15 protein-coding genes are annotated in these 13747 nt (G+C 74.9%); 14 read left to right on the forward strand and 1 reads right to left on the reverse strand.

From position 1 onward, the window contains the following. Positions 1 to 32 precede the first annotated feature (32 nt). The 12 genes from dacB to ACI79W_RS16285 all read left to right on the forward strand — a co-directional run bounded on the left by dacB (position 33) and on the right by ACI79W_RS16285 (position 10958). Positions 33 to 1457 carry a D-alanyl-D-alanine carboxypeptidase/D-alanyl-D-alanine endopeptidase gene (gene dacB, locus ACI79W_RS16230; protein ID WP_456563122.1) on the forward strand — a complete coding sequence of 475 codons (1425 nt, stop codon included), beginning with the start codon at positions 33 to 35 and terminating at the stop codon, positions 1455 to 1457. Between the two features lie 76 nt (positions 1458 to 1533). Then, entirely contained in the window at positions 1534 to 2619 is a 1086-nt protein-coding gene (locus ACI79W_RS16235) for a zinc-dependent metalloprotease (RefSeq protein WP_456563123.1), read from the forward strand. Positions 2620 to 2624: 5 nt separating this feature from the next. After that, the gene (gene tilS / locus ACI79W_RS16240; protein ID WP_456563124.1) at positions 2625 to 3653 is read left to right on the forward strand and encodes a tRNA lysidine(34) synthetase TilS; all 1029 of its coding nucleotides are present in this window, start codon (positions 2625 to 2627) and stop codon (positions 3651 to 3653) included. Next, positions 3650 to 4234: a hypoxanthine phosphoribosyltransferase gene (gene hpt / locus ACI79W_RS16245; RefSeq protein WP_456563125.1), complete on the forward strand. Its 585-nt coding sequence runs from the start codon at positions 3650 to 3652 to the stop codon at positions 4232 to 4234. Before tilS ends, hpt begins: the two co-directional genes overlap by 4 nt. 342 nt (positions 4235 to 4576) lie before the next feature. Continuing rightward, positions 4577 to 6547 (forward strand): ATP-dependent zinc metalloprotease FtsH, encoded by a 1971-nt coding sequence (gene ftsH / locus ACI79W_RS16250; protein ID WP_456563126.1) that lies wholly within the window; start codon positions 4577 to 4579, stop codon positions 6545 to 6547. A gap of 13 nt (positions 6548 to 6560) precedes the next feature. Beyond that, entirely contained in the window at positions 6561 to 7178 is a 618-nt protein-coding gene (gene folE, locus ACI79W_RS16255) for a GTP cyclohydrolase I FolE (RefSeq protein WP_456563127.1), read from the forward strand. Between the two features lie 11 nt (positions 7179 to 7189). After that, the gene (gene folP / locus ACI79W_RS16260) at positions 7190 to 8050 is read left to right on the forward strand and encodes a dihydropteroate synthase (RefSeq protein ID WP_456563128.1); all 861 of its coding nucleotides are present in this window, start codon (positions 7190 to 7192) and stop codon (positions 8048 to 8050) included. Next, positions 8037 to 8405 (forward strand): dihydroneopterin aldolase, encoded by a 369-nt coding sequence (gene folB, locus ACI79W_RS16265; RefSeq protein ID WP_456563129.1) that lies wholly within the window; start codon positions 8037 to 8039, stop codon positions 8403 to 8405. The genes folP and folB overlap by 14 nt, the downstream gene beginning before the upstream one ends. Next, complete coding sequence (gene folK, locus ACI79W_RS16270) at positions 8402 to 8908, forward strand: 2-amino-4-hydroxy-6-hydroxymethyldihydropteridine diphosphokinase (protein ID WP_456563130.1); 507 nt, start codon at positions 8402 to 8404, stop codon at positions 8906 to 8908. The genes folB and folK overlap by 4 nt, the downstream gene beginning before the upstream one ends. Positions 8909 to 8911: 3 nt before the next feature. Then, entirely contained in the window at positions 8912 to 9427 is a 516-nt protein-coding gene (locus ACI79W_RS16275; RefSeq protein ID WP_456563131.1) for a DUF3180 domain-containing protein, read from the forward strand. A gap of 59 nt (positions 9428 to 9486) precedes the next feature. Continuing rightward, entirely contained in the window at positions 9487 to 10413 is a 927-nt protein-coding gene (locus ACI79W_RS16280; RefSeq protein ID WP_456563132.1) for a helix-turn-helix domain-containing protein, read from the forward strand. Further along, entirely contained in the window at positions 10407 to 10958 is a 552-nt protein-coding gene (locus ACI79W_RS16285; RefSeq protein ID WP_456563133.1) for a dihydrofolate reductase family protein, read from the forward strand. Before ACI79W_RS16280 ends, ACI79W_RS16285 begins: the two co-directional genes overlap by 7 nt. On the opposite strand, the gene ACI79W_RS16290 is transcribed toward ACI79W_RS16285, so the two are convergent. Next, on the reverse strand, positions 10955 to 12145 hold the full coding sequence (locus tag ACI79W_RS16290) for an ABC transporter ATP-binding protein (RefSeq protein ID WP_456563134.1): 1191 nt from the start codon (positions 12143 to 12145) through the stop codon (positions 10955 to 10957). The two genes, ACI79W_RS16285 and ACI79W_RS16290, sit on opposite strands and share 4 nt — an antisense overlap. A 26-nt stretch (positions 12146 to 12171) precedes the next feature. Here ACI79W_RS16290 and ACI79W_RS16295 point away from each other — a divergent pair, with 26 nt between their 5' ends. Continuing rightward, entirely contained in the window at positions 12172 to 12873 is a 702-nt protein-coding gene (locus tag ACI79W_RS16295; protein WP_456563135.1) for an ABC transporter permease, read from the forward strand. Then, positions 12870 to 13604, forward strand: a complete 735-nt coding sequence (locus tag ACI79W_RS16300) for an ABC transporter permease (protein ID WP_456563136.1) — start codon at positions 12870 to 12872, stop codon at positions 13602 to 13604. Before ACI79W_RS16295 ends, ACI79W_RS16300 begins: the two co-directional genes overlap by 4 nt. Positions 13605 to 13747: the final 143 nt, after the last annotated feature.

Below are 13747 nucleotides of genomic sequence, written 5' to 3' on the forward strand. Positions count from 1 at the left end.
CGATCCGGTCGGCGCAGGCCCCCCTGTAGGGGGTGGGCACCATCTCGTCGAGCGGTTCGACGATCGTCACGGCCAACTACGGCCGCTTCCGGCGGCGGATGACCATCGGCATCGTCCTGCTCGTCACGCTGCTCGTCGGAGGCGGCGTCGGGCTCGGTGTCTTCCTCGGCACCGACCCCGGTTCCGGTGATGGCGCGGTCGCCGTCCCCGACGCAGTGCTGCCCGACCTCGGTGAGGCCGATCCGGTGCTCGCCGCCCTGTCCGCCGACGCGCCCGTGCCCGACCCCGCCGTCCTCGAGTCCGTGCTCACCCCGCTGGTCACCGGCCCGCCGCTGGGGCCGGGAACCACGGCCCAGGTCGTCGACGTCGCCACCGGCGAGGTGCTCTACGACCGGGACGCCGGGGCGCCGCTGACGCCTGCCTCCACCGCCAAGCTGCTCACCGCCGCCGCCGCGCTGACCGAGCTCGACCCGGCCGAGACGTTCGAGACCCGCGTGGTCGCCGGCTCCGCGCCCGGTGAGGTGGTGCTCGTGGGCGGCGGTGACCCGACCCTGTCGCGCACCGAGCCGTCGCAGACCTACCCCGGCGCCCCGACGATGGCCGACCTCGCCACCCAGGTCGTGGCCGCGCTCCCGGCGGGCACCGCCGTCACGCGCGTCGTGGTCGACAGCTCGCTGTTCAGCGGGCCGCTGACCGCCAGCGGCTGGGGCCCGGGCGACGCGCCCTCCAGCTACGCCGCACCGATCACCGCCACCGCCGTCGACGGCGCGCGGGTCGGCCCCGGGGCGACCGCGCGCAGCGGCCAGCCCGGCATCGACGCCGGCGCGGCGCTGGCGGACGCCCTCGGCGCTCCCGGTGCCGCGGTGGTCCTCGGCCAGGCCCCCGCCGGTGCGCGGACCCTGGGCACCGTGGAGTCCGCGCCGGTCGCCCGGCTGGTCGAGCAGGCGCTGTCGCAGTCGGACAACGTGCTCGCCGAGGTGCTCGCCCGGCACGTCGCGCTCTCGCGGGGGGAGCCGGCCACGTTCGAGGGGGCGGCGCGGGCCGTCGTCGCGGCGCTGGACGAGGCGGGCCTGGACGTCACCGGCGTCACCCTGGCCGACGGCAGCGGGCTGTCGGGGGAGGACGTGGTGACCGCCGAACTGCTCACCGCCGTGGTGCAGGGCGCGGCCGACGGCAGCCTCGGCGACGCCGCCGGCCTGCTGCCTGGCCTGCCGGTGGCCGGTTACGACGGCACGCTCGCCGATCGCGGAGACGACGACCCGGCGACCGCACCGGGCACGGTGCGCGCCAAGACCGGCACGCTGCTCGGCGTCAACGCCCTCGCCGGCACCGTGGTCACCGCGGACGGCCGGCTCCTCGCCTTCGCCGTCGTGGCGGACGAGGCGACCGGCAGCGAGGTGGCCGCGGAGGCCGCGCTCGACGCCTTCGCCGCGACGCTGGCCGCCTGCGGCTGTTGAAGGCAGAAGGACCCTGCTGCCCCCCACCGCTCGCAGGCTCGCGGCGGGCCCCTGCGGCAGGGCCTACGGTGAAGCGATGAGCAGCGCCTCCTCGATGGTCGACTGGGACCTGGCCGGACGCACGGCCCGCCGGCTGGTCAGCGGCGGCCCGAGCACCACCCGGGAGGAGGCCGCCGCGGTCGTCGCCGAGCTGCACCGCGCCGCCGCCACGGCCGTCGCGCACGTCGAGGAGCTCACCGGGCTGCGCCCGGTGCCCGGGGGCCCGGTCCCCGAGGTCGCCGTCGTCGACCGGCCGGGCTGGGCCGACGCCAACGCCCGGGGGATGGCCGCCCTGCTCGACCCGCTGGTGGAGAAGCTCGCCGAGCGCACGGGCAACCGCCCCGGTGCCCTCGCGACCGCGATCGGCTCGCGCGCCACCGGGGTCCAGGCCGGCGGGCTGCTGGCCTTCCTCTCATCACGGGTGCTGGGCCAGTACGAGATCTTCGGGACCGGCGGCCGGCTGCTGCTCGTGGCGCCGAACATCGTGGCCACCGAGCGGAAGCTGGGCGTCGACCCCTCGGACTTCCGCCTCTGGGTCTGCCTGCACGAGGTCACCCACCAGCTGCAGTTCACCGGTGTCCCGTGGCTGGCGGGCTACCTCGAGGCGCAGATCGCGGAGTTCGTCGCCGCGACCGACCTGGCCCCGGACGTGCTGCGCGAACGGTTGCAGGACCTGGTGCGCAGCCTCGCCGACGCGGTCCGGGGCGGTGGGGACGGCGCCCCCGAGGGGCTGATGGCGCTGGTCCGCGACCCGCGGCAGCGGGCGGTGCTGGACCGGGTGACCGCGGTGATGAGCCTGGTCGAGGGGCACGCCGAGTACGTCATGGACGGCGTCGGCACCGACGTCGTGCCGTCGGTGCGCACGCTGCGCAAGCGGTTCGCCCAGCGCCGCAAGGGCCGGGGGCCGCTGGACCGGCTGCTGCGCCGGCTGCTGGGCCTGGAGCAGAAGATGAAGCAGTACGCCGACGGGCGGCACTTCGTCGGCGGCGTGGTGGAGCTCGCCGGCATGGAGGGCTTCAACCGGGTCTGGGAGGGTCCGGCGAACCTCCCGCTGATCGAGGAGCTCACCGCGCCGCACCTGTGGGTCGAGCGGGTGCTCGGGCGCCCCGCCCTGCCCGCCTGAGACAGGTGGGCGGGCCACCCCGCGCGGTCGCGGAGGTGCGGTGCGCGGTCCGCGAGGGCCTGCGGGCCGACGACCGGCCGGTGCTCGCCGCCTGCAGCGGGGGAGCGGACTCGGTGGCCCTGGCCGCCGCGCTCGCCTTCGAGGGCCGTCACGCGGGCGCCCGGGTCGGCGGGGTCACCGTGGACCACGGTCTCCAGCCCGGCTCGGCGGCGCGCGCGCAGAGCACCGCCGCGGTGCTCCGCGCGCTCGGCCTGGACCCGGTCCTCGTGCTGACCGTGCGGGTGGGGGACGGCGGCGGCCCCGAGGGCGCGGCCCGCGCGGCCCGGTACGCCGCGCTGGCGACGGCGGCGCGCGAGCACGGCGCCCGGGTCGCCCTGGGGCACACCCTCGACGACCAGGCCGAGACGGTCCTCCTCGGGCTGGGCCGCGGCTCGGGACCCCGGTCGGTGGCCGGGATGGTGCCCGAGCGGACCGCCGACGGCGTCGGCTGGTGGCGCCCGCTCCTGGGGGTCCGACGGGCGACCACCCGGCAGGCGTGCGCCGACCAGGACCTCCCCGTCTGGGACGACCCGTGGAACGCCGACCCGGCCTACACCCGGGTGCGGCTGCGCACGGAGGCCCTCCCGCTGCTGGAGGAGGTGCTCGGCGGCGGCGTGGCCCCGGCGCTGGCCCGCACCGCGGAGCTGCTCCGGGAGGACCTCGACGCCCTCGACGCCCTGGCGGCCGCGGAGCTCGTCCGGCTGGCGGGCGGGTCCGAGGACGGCGGGCTGCCGGTGCGGCCGCTGGACGGGCTGCCGACCGCGCTGCGGCGGCGGGTGCTCCGAGGCTGGCTGCAGGGCGCGGGCGTGCCCGACCTGCAGGCGGTCCACCTGCGGGCGGTGGAGACCCTGGTCACCGGCTGGCGCGGCCAGGGGGCCGTCGACCTACCCGGCGGCGCAGGCGTCGTCCGGGCGTCTGGCACTCTGGTGCTGCTGCCGCCGGAGAACCGGCGCGGCGCCCCCGGACCCGCACCCCACGAGGAGCTCACTCCGTGACGGAGCCTGCCAGCACGCCCGGCGCACTCGGTCCCGACCACGGCTACGGCCCGGACATCGACCACGTCCTGCTCAGCGAGGAGCAGATCCGCGAGAAGATCGCCGACCTCGCTGCGGCGGTCGCCGCCGACTACGCGGGCCGGGAGGTCCTCCTCGTCGGCGTGCTGAAGGGCGCGGTGCTCTTCATGAGCGACTTCGCCCGCGCCCTCCAGCTGCCCACCCAGATGGAGTTCATGGCCGTCTCGTCGTACGGGTCCTCGACCAGCTCCTCGGGGGTCGTGCGCATCCTCAAGGACCTCGACCGGGACATCACCGGCAAGCACGTCCTGGTGCTCGAGGACATCATCGACTCCGGGCTGACGCTCTCCTGGCTGCTGAAGAACCTGGGCGGCCGGTCGCCGGCGTCGCTCGAGGTCTGCGCCCTGCTGCGCAAGCCCGACGCGGTCAAGGTCGAGGTGCCGGTCAGGTACGTCGGGTTCGACATCCCGAACGAGTTCGTCGTCGGGTACGGCCTGGACTACGCCGAGCGGTACCGGGACCTGCCCTACATCGGCACGCTGAAGCCCGAGGTCTACGCCTGACACCCCGTCGTCCTCCGGACGACGACCGCGTCCAGGTGCCGTGCCCCTGCCGAGCCGTCCCGTCGCGGCCGGCGAGGACCCTCCGGGGCCGTCCCCGGTTCCGGTCCGGCGCCTCCTCGTCGCGCCTCGGGACAGCCTCCGGCCGCCTGCCCGGCGCGCCGAAGGCATAGCTCGCCCGGGTGCGTCGCCAGCTCGCGCGCAGGAGATCCACAGGCCCACCGGTGTACCGTCGATCCCGACGACGCTGCACCCGAGCGCCGGGGTCCGTGCCCGGGCCGTTCGAGGCGTCCCCGGGACGATCAGGAGGGTCGACGGGCGCCCCACGGCGCCCGGCATCGGTGTATGGAACGCAAGAAGATCTTCCGCTCCGTGTGGTTCTGGGTCGTCCTGGTCATCCTGCTGGCCCTGACCGTCTCCTCCCTGTTCAGCGGTGAGGGCAGCCGTCAGGAGATCACCACCTCGACGGCCCTCGAGCAGATCGAGAGCGGCAACGTCGAGTCGGCGACGCTCAACACCAAGGAGCAGACCCTCGACCTGGACCTGGCCGACGAGGTCGAGGGCAGCACCGAGGTGACGACGTCCTACCCCGTCGCGGTCGAGGGCGACATCGTCGACCTCCTGCGCGCCCAGGACGGCGAGGAGTTCGACACCAACGTCACCCAGGACAGCCTCCTGGTGAGCCTGCTGGTCAGCTTCCTCCCGTTCCTGATCCTTCTCCTGCTGCTCTTCTGGCTGTTCAACTCCATGCAGGGCGGCGGCCGCGGTGTCATGGCCTTCGGCAAGTCCAAGGCCAAGCAGATCACCAAGGACATGCCGAAGACGACGTTCGCCGACGTCGCCGGCGCCGACGAGGCGATCGAGGAACTGCACGAGATCAAGGAGTTCCTCGCCAACCCGGTGAAGTTCCAGGCCGTCGGCGCGAAGATCCCCAAGGGCGTGCTGCTGTTCGGCCCGCCCGGCACCGGCAAGACCCTGCTGGCCCGCGCCGTGGCCGGCGAGGCCGGGGTGCCCTTCTTCTCCATCTCCGGGTCGGACTTCGTCGAGATGTTCGTCGGCGTCGGCGCCAGCCGGGTTCGCGACCTGTTCAACCAGGCCAAGGAGAACTCCCCGGCGATCATCTTCATCGACGAGATCGACGCCGTCGGCCGCCAGCGCGGCGCCGGCATGGGCGGCGGTCACGACGAACGCGAGCAGACGCTGAACCAGATGCTCGTCGAGATGGACGGCTTCGACGTCAAGGGCGGGGTCATCCTGATCGCCGCGACCAACCGGCCCGACGTCCTGGACCCCGCGCTCCTGCGCCCGGGCCGCTTCGACCGGCAGATCGCCGTCGACCGCCCCGACCTCGAGGGCCGCAAGCGGATCCTCGAGGTGCACGCCAAGGGCAAGCCGCTCGCGCCCGACGTCGACCTGGAGACCGTGGCCCGGCGGACGCCGGGCTTCACCGGTGCCGACCTCGCCAACGTGCTCAACGAGGGTGCGCTGCTCACCGCGCGCAACAACGGCTCGCTGATCACCGACGCCACCCTCGAGGAGGCGATCGACCGCGTCATCGCCGGCCCCGAGCGGAAGACGCGGGCGATGAGCGAGAAGGAGAAGAAGGTCACCGCCTACCACGAGGGCGGGCACGCGCTGGTGGCGCACGCACTGCCCAACCTGGACCCGGTGCACAAGGTGACGATCCTGCCGCGCGGCCGCTCGCTGGGGCACACGCTCGTGCTGCCGACCGAGGACAAGTACACCCAGACCCGCTCGGAGATGATCGACACCCTCGCCTACGCCCTCGGTGGCCGCGCGGCCGAGGAGCTGGTCTTCCACGAGCCGACCACCGGCGCCGGCAACGACATCGAGAAGGCCACCTCCATGGCCCGCGCGATGGTCACGCAGTACGGCATGAGCGCCAAGCTCGGCGCGGTGAAGTACGGCAGCAGCGAGTCCGAGCCGTTCCTGGGCCGGGACATGGGTTCCCGCCCCGACTACTCCGAGGCCGTGGCCGCCGACATCGACGCGGAGATCCGCGCCCTGATCGAGGCCGCGCACGACGAGGCCTGGGAGATCCTGGTCGAGTACCGCGAGGTGCTCGACCAGCTGGTGCTGGAGCTGATCGAGAAGGAGACGCTCTCCAAGGACGACATGGCCCGCATCTGCGCGCCGGTCGCCAAGCGCCCCGCCCTCGCGCCGTACAACGGCTTCGGCAAGCGCACCCCGTCGAACCAGCCCCCGGTGCTCACCCCGGCCGAGCGCGCCGGCCAGAACGGGTCGGGTCACGACACCACCCCCGTCGGGGACGTCGGGGCCCCGGCCCAGCGGTGAGCCGGGCCGACCGATGAGCGAGATCCCGGCCGAGCCGGAGGACCAGCTGCTGACCCCGGCGCCCGGGGTCGACCGGCAACGGGCCGCCGCGGCGATCCGCGAGCTGCTGCTCGCCGTCGGGGAGGACCCCGACCGGCCGGGCCTGCAGGACACCCCGGCCCGCGTGGCCCGGGCGTACGCGGAGACCTTCGCCGGCCTCTGGCAGGACCCGCTCGAGATCCTCGCGACGACGTTCGACGAGGACCACGACGAGCTGGTGCTGGTCAAGGACATCCCGATGTACTCGACCTGCGAGCACCACCTGGTGCCCTTCCACGGGGTCGCCCACGTCGCCTACATCCCCGGGGAGGACGGGCGGGTCACCGGGCTGTCCAAGCTCGCCCGCCTGGTGGAGGTCTACGCCCGCCGCCCCCAGGTGCAGGAGCGGATGACCCGGCAGATCGCCGACGCGCTGAACGACGCCCTCAAGCCGCGCGGGGTGCTGGTCGTCATCCAGGCCGAGCACCTCTGCATGGCCATGCGGGGCATCCGCAAGCCCGGCTCCTCCACGGTCACCTCCGCGGTGCGCGGCATCTTCCGCGACAACGCGGCGACCCGCAGCGAGGCGATGGGCCTCGTCCTCGGCCGGTGAGCGGTGCACCGGTGACCCAGGCAGCGCTGCCGCGGCCGGGCCGCTGCCTGGTGATGGGCGTCCTCAACGTCACGCCGGACTCCTTCTCCGACGGCGGCTGCTTCGCCGACCCGGCCGACGCGATCGCGCACGGGCTGGAGATGCATGCCGCGGGCGCGGACTACGTCGACGTGGGCGGCGAGTCCACCCGGCCGGGCGCCGACCGCGTCGACGCCGAGGAGGAGTGCCGCCGCGTGGTCCCGGTGATCCGCGAGCTGTCCGCCGCCGGCGTGCGCACCAGCGTCGACACCACCCGCGCCGAGGTGGCCGAGGCGGCGCTGCGCGCGGGCGCGGTCCTGGTCAACGACGTCAGCGGAGGGCTGGCGGACAAGAACATGGCCGACCTGGTCGCCGAGGCCGGCGTGCCGTGGGTGCTCATGCACTGGCGCGGGCACAGCCGCGAGATGTACGCGGCCGCGCAGTACGGCGACGTCGTCACGGAGGTCTGCGCCGAGCTGACCGCCCGGGTCGAGGACGTCGTCGCCGCCGGCGTGCGCCCCGAGCAGCTGGTGCTGGACCCCGGGCTGGGGTTCGCCAAGCGCGCCGAGCACAACTGGGCGCTGCTGGCCGGGCTGGACCGGCTCGTGGCCGTCGGGCTGCCCGTGCTGGTCGGGGCCTCCCGCAAGACCTTCCTGGGCCGGCTGCTCGCCGGCCCCGACGCGCAGCCCCGCCCGGCCGAGGAGCGCGACGCCGCGACCCTGGCCACCACGGTGCTCGCCGCGGAGGCCGGTGCGTGGGGCGTGCGGGTCCACGACGCCGGTGCCTCGGTCGACGCCGTCCGCACCGTGGCCGCCGTGCGCGCGGCGAGAGGAGCCGGCCGTGGCCACCCCTGACCGCATCACCGTGCGCGGCATCCGTGCCCACGCCCACCACGGGGTGTACGACTTCGAGCGCGAGCGCGGCCAGGTGTTCCGCGTCGACGCCGTCCTGGAGCTCGACACCTCGGCGGCCGCGGCCGCGGACGACCTGGCCCGCACGGTGAACTACGCCGACCTCGCCCAGCGCCTGCACCACGTGCTCTCCGGCGAGCCGGTCAGCCTGCTCGAGACCCTCGCCCAGCGGCTGGCCGACGTCTGCCTCGCCGACGAGCTGGTCGACGCCGTCGAGATCAGCGTGCACAAGCCCGAGGCGGAGCTCGGTGTGCCGTTCGACGACGTCGCGGTCACCATCCGCCGCGAGCGACGATGACCCGGGCCGTCCTCTCCCTGGGCGCCAACCTCGGCGACCGCGCGAACGCCCTGCGCACCGCGCTCACCGCGCTCAAGGACGACGGCGTGCTCGTCGCCCGCTCCACGCTGTACGAGACCCCGGCGTGGGGGCCGGTGGAGCAGCCGCCGTACCTGAACGCCGTCGCCGTCGTCCGCGGCGACCGCGACGCCGCCGGCTGGCTCGCGCGTGCCAGGGAGCTGGAGGAGGCCGCCGGCCGCACCCGCGAGGTGCGCTGGGGGGCCCGCACCCTGGACGTCGACGTGGTCACCGTGACCGGGGACGACGGCGCGCCGGTGCTCTCCGACGACCCCGCGCTGACCCTGCCGCACCCCCGGGCGCACGAGCGGGCGTTCGTGCTGGTCCCGTGGGTGACCCTGGACCCGACCGCCGTGCTGCCCGGCCGCGGCCGGGTCACCGACCTGGTGGCCGCGCTGGACCCCGCCGACGTGGCGGCGGTCGTCCGCTGGGACCACCTCCACTAGCCCGTGACCCCCGTCCGCCGCCGCGACCTCGTCGTCCTCGCGCTCGGGCTCACCCTGGCCGCGTGGCTGCTGGTGCGTGCCTGGTACGGGGACCTGCCGCCGCTGCGCTGGTGGCTGCCGGCGCCGCTGGCCGTCCTGGCGCTCGCCGAGGCGCTGGGGGCCCGGGTGCTCCACAGCCGGTTGCAGGCGCTGCGCGAGGCGCGGGCGGGCCGGGGCCCCACCGGGCGCGACGCCGCGGGCGTCCGCCCGGTCGAGCCGATGCTGGTCGCGCGGCTCGCGGTGCTCGCCCAGGCCAGCGCCTACGTCGGCGCGGTCTTCACGGGTATCTGGCTGGGGGTGCTGCTCTACGCGGGCCCCGCCGCCGGTCGGCTGCAGGCGGCCGGGGGCGACACGGTGACCGCGGTGCTGGGCCTCCTGGCCTCCCTCGCCCTGGTCGGCGCAGCGCTGCTCCTCGAGTCCGCCTGCCGCGTGCCGCCCGGCTCGACCGACGACGACCCGTCCTCCGGGGTGGCCGCGTAGCGGGAGGGCCGCGCAAGAACGGTCAAGCACCGGGCCCGCCGGACCAGCACCCTGGACGCATGACGGGACGTGACCGGCTCCGCGAGCTGCTCGACGCGGTGCTGGACGAGGGGAACCACACCCTCGCCGAGATGGCCGGCGACGCGTACGCCTCGCCGTTCCACTTCAGCCGCACGCTCTCCCGCGACGCCGGTGAGGCGCCGGTGGCGATGCGCCGGCGGGTGATGCTGGAGCGCGCCGCCTGGCAGCTGCAGCAGGGCAGCAGCGTCACCGACGCCGCGTGGGCGGCCGGCTACGAGTCGGTGGAGGGCTTCAGCCGGGCCTTCACCCGCGCCTACGGCCGCCCGCCGAGCGCGGTCGACGCGGGGTCCGGGCACTGGCTGCCGGCGCCCAACGGCATCCACTTCCACCCGCCCACCTCCCTGTGGGTGCAGAGCACGGAGCACGCGATGAACCCGCTCACCGAGCAGCTGGTCGCGCACGACCTCGACGACACCCGGTACCTCATCGACGTGGCGAAGGGGCTGACCGCGGAGGAGTTCCGCGCGCGGCGGCTGCCCGGCCTGGTCGTGCAACCGTGGGACGGCCCGGAGGAATCGGTGCAGGCCCTGCTCGAGCACCTGGTGTTCTCGCTGGAGGTCTGGCTCGCCTCGATCGAGGGCCGCGACCTGCCCGGGCGGGCCGACGCCCCCGACGCCGCCGCGCTGCTGGCGCGGCACGACGCGGTCGCCCCGCGGTGGCTGGCCACGGTGCGGGAGATCGACCGCCGGGGCGGCTGGGACGACCGGCTGGTCGACGCCCTCTGCGACCCGCCGGAGAGCTTCGTGCTCAGCAGCGTCGTCGCCCACGTGCTCACCTACTCGGCCCACCGGCGCCAGCTGGTGCGGCACCTGTTCCGGACCGCCGGCCACGACGCCGGCACCGGCGACCCCATCCTCTGGCTCCGCGCACGCCGCGGCGGGACACCGGGAGGCACCTCGTGCTGACGTACCACACCGCCACCACCCTCGACGGCTACATCGCCGACCCCGACGACTCCTTGGAGTGGCTCTTCCGCCAGGAGCAGGGCGACGCCGGGGACCTCGGCTTCGACGCCTTCATGGCCCGGGTCGGCGCCCTGGTCATGGGGTCGACGACCTACGAGTGGGTCCTCGCGCACGAGGCCGCCGCCGGGAACGGGTGGCCCTTCACGCTGCCGACCTGGGTGATGACCCACCGGGAGCTGCCGTCCGCCGGCGGCGACGTCCGGTTCACCTCCGGCGACGTCCGCACCGTGCACGCGGAGATGACGGCCGCGGCGGGGGACCGCGAGCTCTGGGTGGTCGGCGGGGGAGACCTGGCCGGCCAGTTCGCCGAGGCCGGGCTGCTGGACGAGGTCGTGGTCTCGATCGCGCCGGTGACCCTCGGGGCGGGACGGCCGCTCCTGCCGCGGCGGCTGGACCTCGAGCTGGTGCAGGCCGCGGTGAACGGCTCGTTCGTCACCGCCCGGTACCGGGTGGCCGGCCCGCTGCTGGAGGACCGGCCCCGCTAGCCGCAGGTGGCGCCGGCGATCTGGGGGACCCGACCCTCCACCGAGCGGCGCAGCGCCGCGTGCAGCGACTCGGGGGTGAGGACGCCGAGGAACTGGTCGCCGTCGAGCACGGCGACCCAGCCGGCCTCGTGCTGCAGCATCGTCGCGAACGCCGTCTTCAGCGACGCCTCACGCGGCACCCAGGCCTCCATGCGGCGGGCTGCCGTGGCGACGGTGCCGGTGCCGCGGGCGCGGTCGAGCGACAGCCAGCCGTGCAGGTGGTCGGCGTCGTCGAGTACCACGGCCCACCGCGCCCCGGAGCGCTGCAGCGCCGCCCGCGCGTCGGCCAGGCCGTCCTGGGCGTGCAGCACCGGCGGGTGCTCCAGGTCCTCGGCGTCGATCCCGGTCACGGCCAGCCGCTTGAGGCCGCGGTCGGCGCCGACGAAGTCGGCCACGAAGTCGTTCGCCGGCCGGCCCAGCAGGTCGGCCGGCGAGGCGAACTGCTCGACCCGGCCGCCGTGGCTCATCACCGCGATGCGGTCACCGATGCGCACGGCCTCCTCGATGTCGTGGGTGACGAAGACGATCGTCTTGCGCACCGTCGACTGCAGCCGCAGGAACTCCGACTGGAGCCGCTCGCGCACCACCGGGTCGACGGCGGAGAACGGCTCGTCCATCAGCAGCACCGGGGGGTCGGCGGCGAGCGCGCGGGCCACCCCGGCCCGCTGCCGCTGCCCGCCGGAGAGCTGCCCGGGGTAGCGGTCGCCGTGCACCGCCGGGTCCAGGCCCACGGTGGCGAGCAGGTCGTCGACCCGCGCCCGGATCTCCTCCTTGCCCCAGCCCAGCAGCCGGGGGACGGTGCCGACGTTCGCGCGGATCGTCTGGTGCGGGAAGAGCCCGACGTTCTGGATCACGTAGCCGATGCGGCGGCGCAGCTGCACCGGGTCGGCGCGGGTGACGTCGTCGTCACCGATGACGATGCGGCCCGTGGTGGGCTCGATGATGCGGTTGATCATCTTCATCGTGGTGGTCTTGCCGCAGCCGGAGGGGCCGACCAGGACGGTCAGCTCACCGGCGGCGAAGGTGAGGTCGAGCTCCGCCACCCCCACGGTGCCGTCGGCGTAGACCTTGCTGACGCCCTCCAGCCGGATCCCCGCCGCCTCGCCGGACGCGCTCGCGGACGGGGGAGTGTGCGCAGTAGCGTCCACGGGGTGGTCCTCCTGGTGAGCGCCCGGTGCTGAGCGCTGGAGCGGGGACGTCCGCGGTCCTTGCCGCGGACGCGGCGCCGAACCCGTGGTTCGACGCGTCCTACGTGGTCGAGAACTGGGACACCATTCTGCGGTACCTGGGCGAGCACGTCAGGCTGACCGTCGCCGCCGTCGTCATCGGGGCCCTGATCGCGCTGCCGCTGGCGCTGGCTGCCCGCCGCGTCCGGTGGCTGGCCGCGCCCGTGCTGGGCTTCTCCTCGATCGTCTACACGATCCCGTCGCTGGCGATGTTCGCGCTGATCTTCCCGTTCACCGGGCTGACGGCGACGACGGTCCTGGTGGGGCTGGTCGTCTACTCGCTGGTGATCCTGGTGCGCAACTTCCTGACCGGGCTGCAGGGCGTCCCCGGTGACGTGCGCGAGGCGGCCCAGGGCATGGGCTACGGGCGGTTCCGGCTGTTCTGGCAGATCGAGCTCCCGCTCGCGCTGCCGGCGTTCATGGCGGGGCTGCGCATCGCGACGGTCTCCACGGTCGCGCTCACCACGGTCGGGGTGCTGGTCGGCCACGGCGGGCTCGGGCAGCTGATCTTCGGCGGCTTCAACTCGAACTTCTACCGGGCGGAGATCGTCACCGGGGCGGTCGGCTGCGTGCTCCTGGCGCTCCTCGCCGACCTCCTGCTCGCCGGCGCCGAACGGCTGCTCACCCCGTGGGCGAGGGTGCGGTCGTGACCGGCTTCGGTGACGCGGTCGTCTACCTCAACGACCCGTTCAACTGGACCCGGCCCGGCGGGCTGCTGGACCTGCTGCTGGAGCACCTCGCCGTCTCCGGGGTCGCCGTCCTCGCCGCCCTGGCCCTCGCCCTCCCGCTGGGCATCGCGCTGGGCACCAGCGGGCGGGGCGGGGGAGCGGTCGTCGTCCTCTCGAACGTGAGCCGGGCGGTGCCGACGCTGGCGCTGCTCACCCTCTTCGCGGTCAGCCCGATCGGCTTCGGCAACCGGGCCACGGCGATCGCCCTGGCGGTGTTCGCCTTCCCCCCGATCCTCACCAACACCTACGTCGGGTTCCGCGGTGTGGACGGTGACGTCCGCGAGGCGGCGCGGGCCATGGGCATGACCCGCGGCCAGGTGCTGCGCCGGGTGGAGCTGCCGCTCGCGCTGCCCCTGGTGATGACCGGCGTGCGCACCGCCGCCGTGCAGGTGGTGGCCACGGCCGGGCTCGCCGCACTCGTCGGCGGGGGCGGCCTGGGGCGGGTGGTCAACCTCGGCTTCGGGCAGCAGGACTACGGGCTGATCATCGCCGGGGCGATCGTCATCGCGGCGCTGGCGCTGCTGACCGAGCTGGTGCTCGTGGCGCTCACCTGGGCGGTGCGACCCGGCCCGCGGCGGTTGCCCCTCGTGCCGGGCAGGCGGCGGACCGTGCACGGCGAGCCGGAGCTGACCGCCACCGGCGTCCCCCAGTGATCACACGTCGGTGACGAAGCTCCCGCGGGCGGGGGCCGCATTGCGTCGTGCACAACGGGACGGTTCGATGGGGCCCGCGGGAATCCTCCCGCCAGACACGCGTGCCGATCCGGCACGGGACACAGAAGGCGGGGCGTCCAACC

Source organism: Blastococcus sp. SYSU DS0533 (assembly GCF_054050775.1).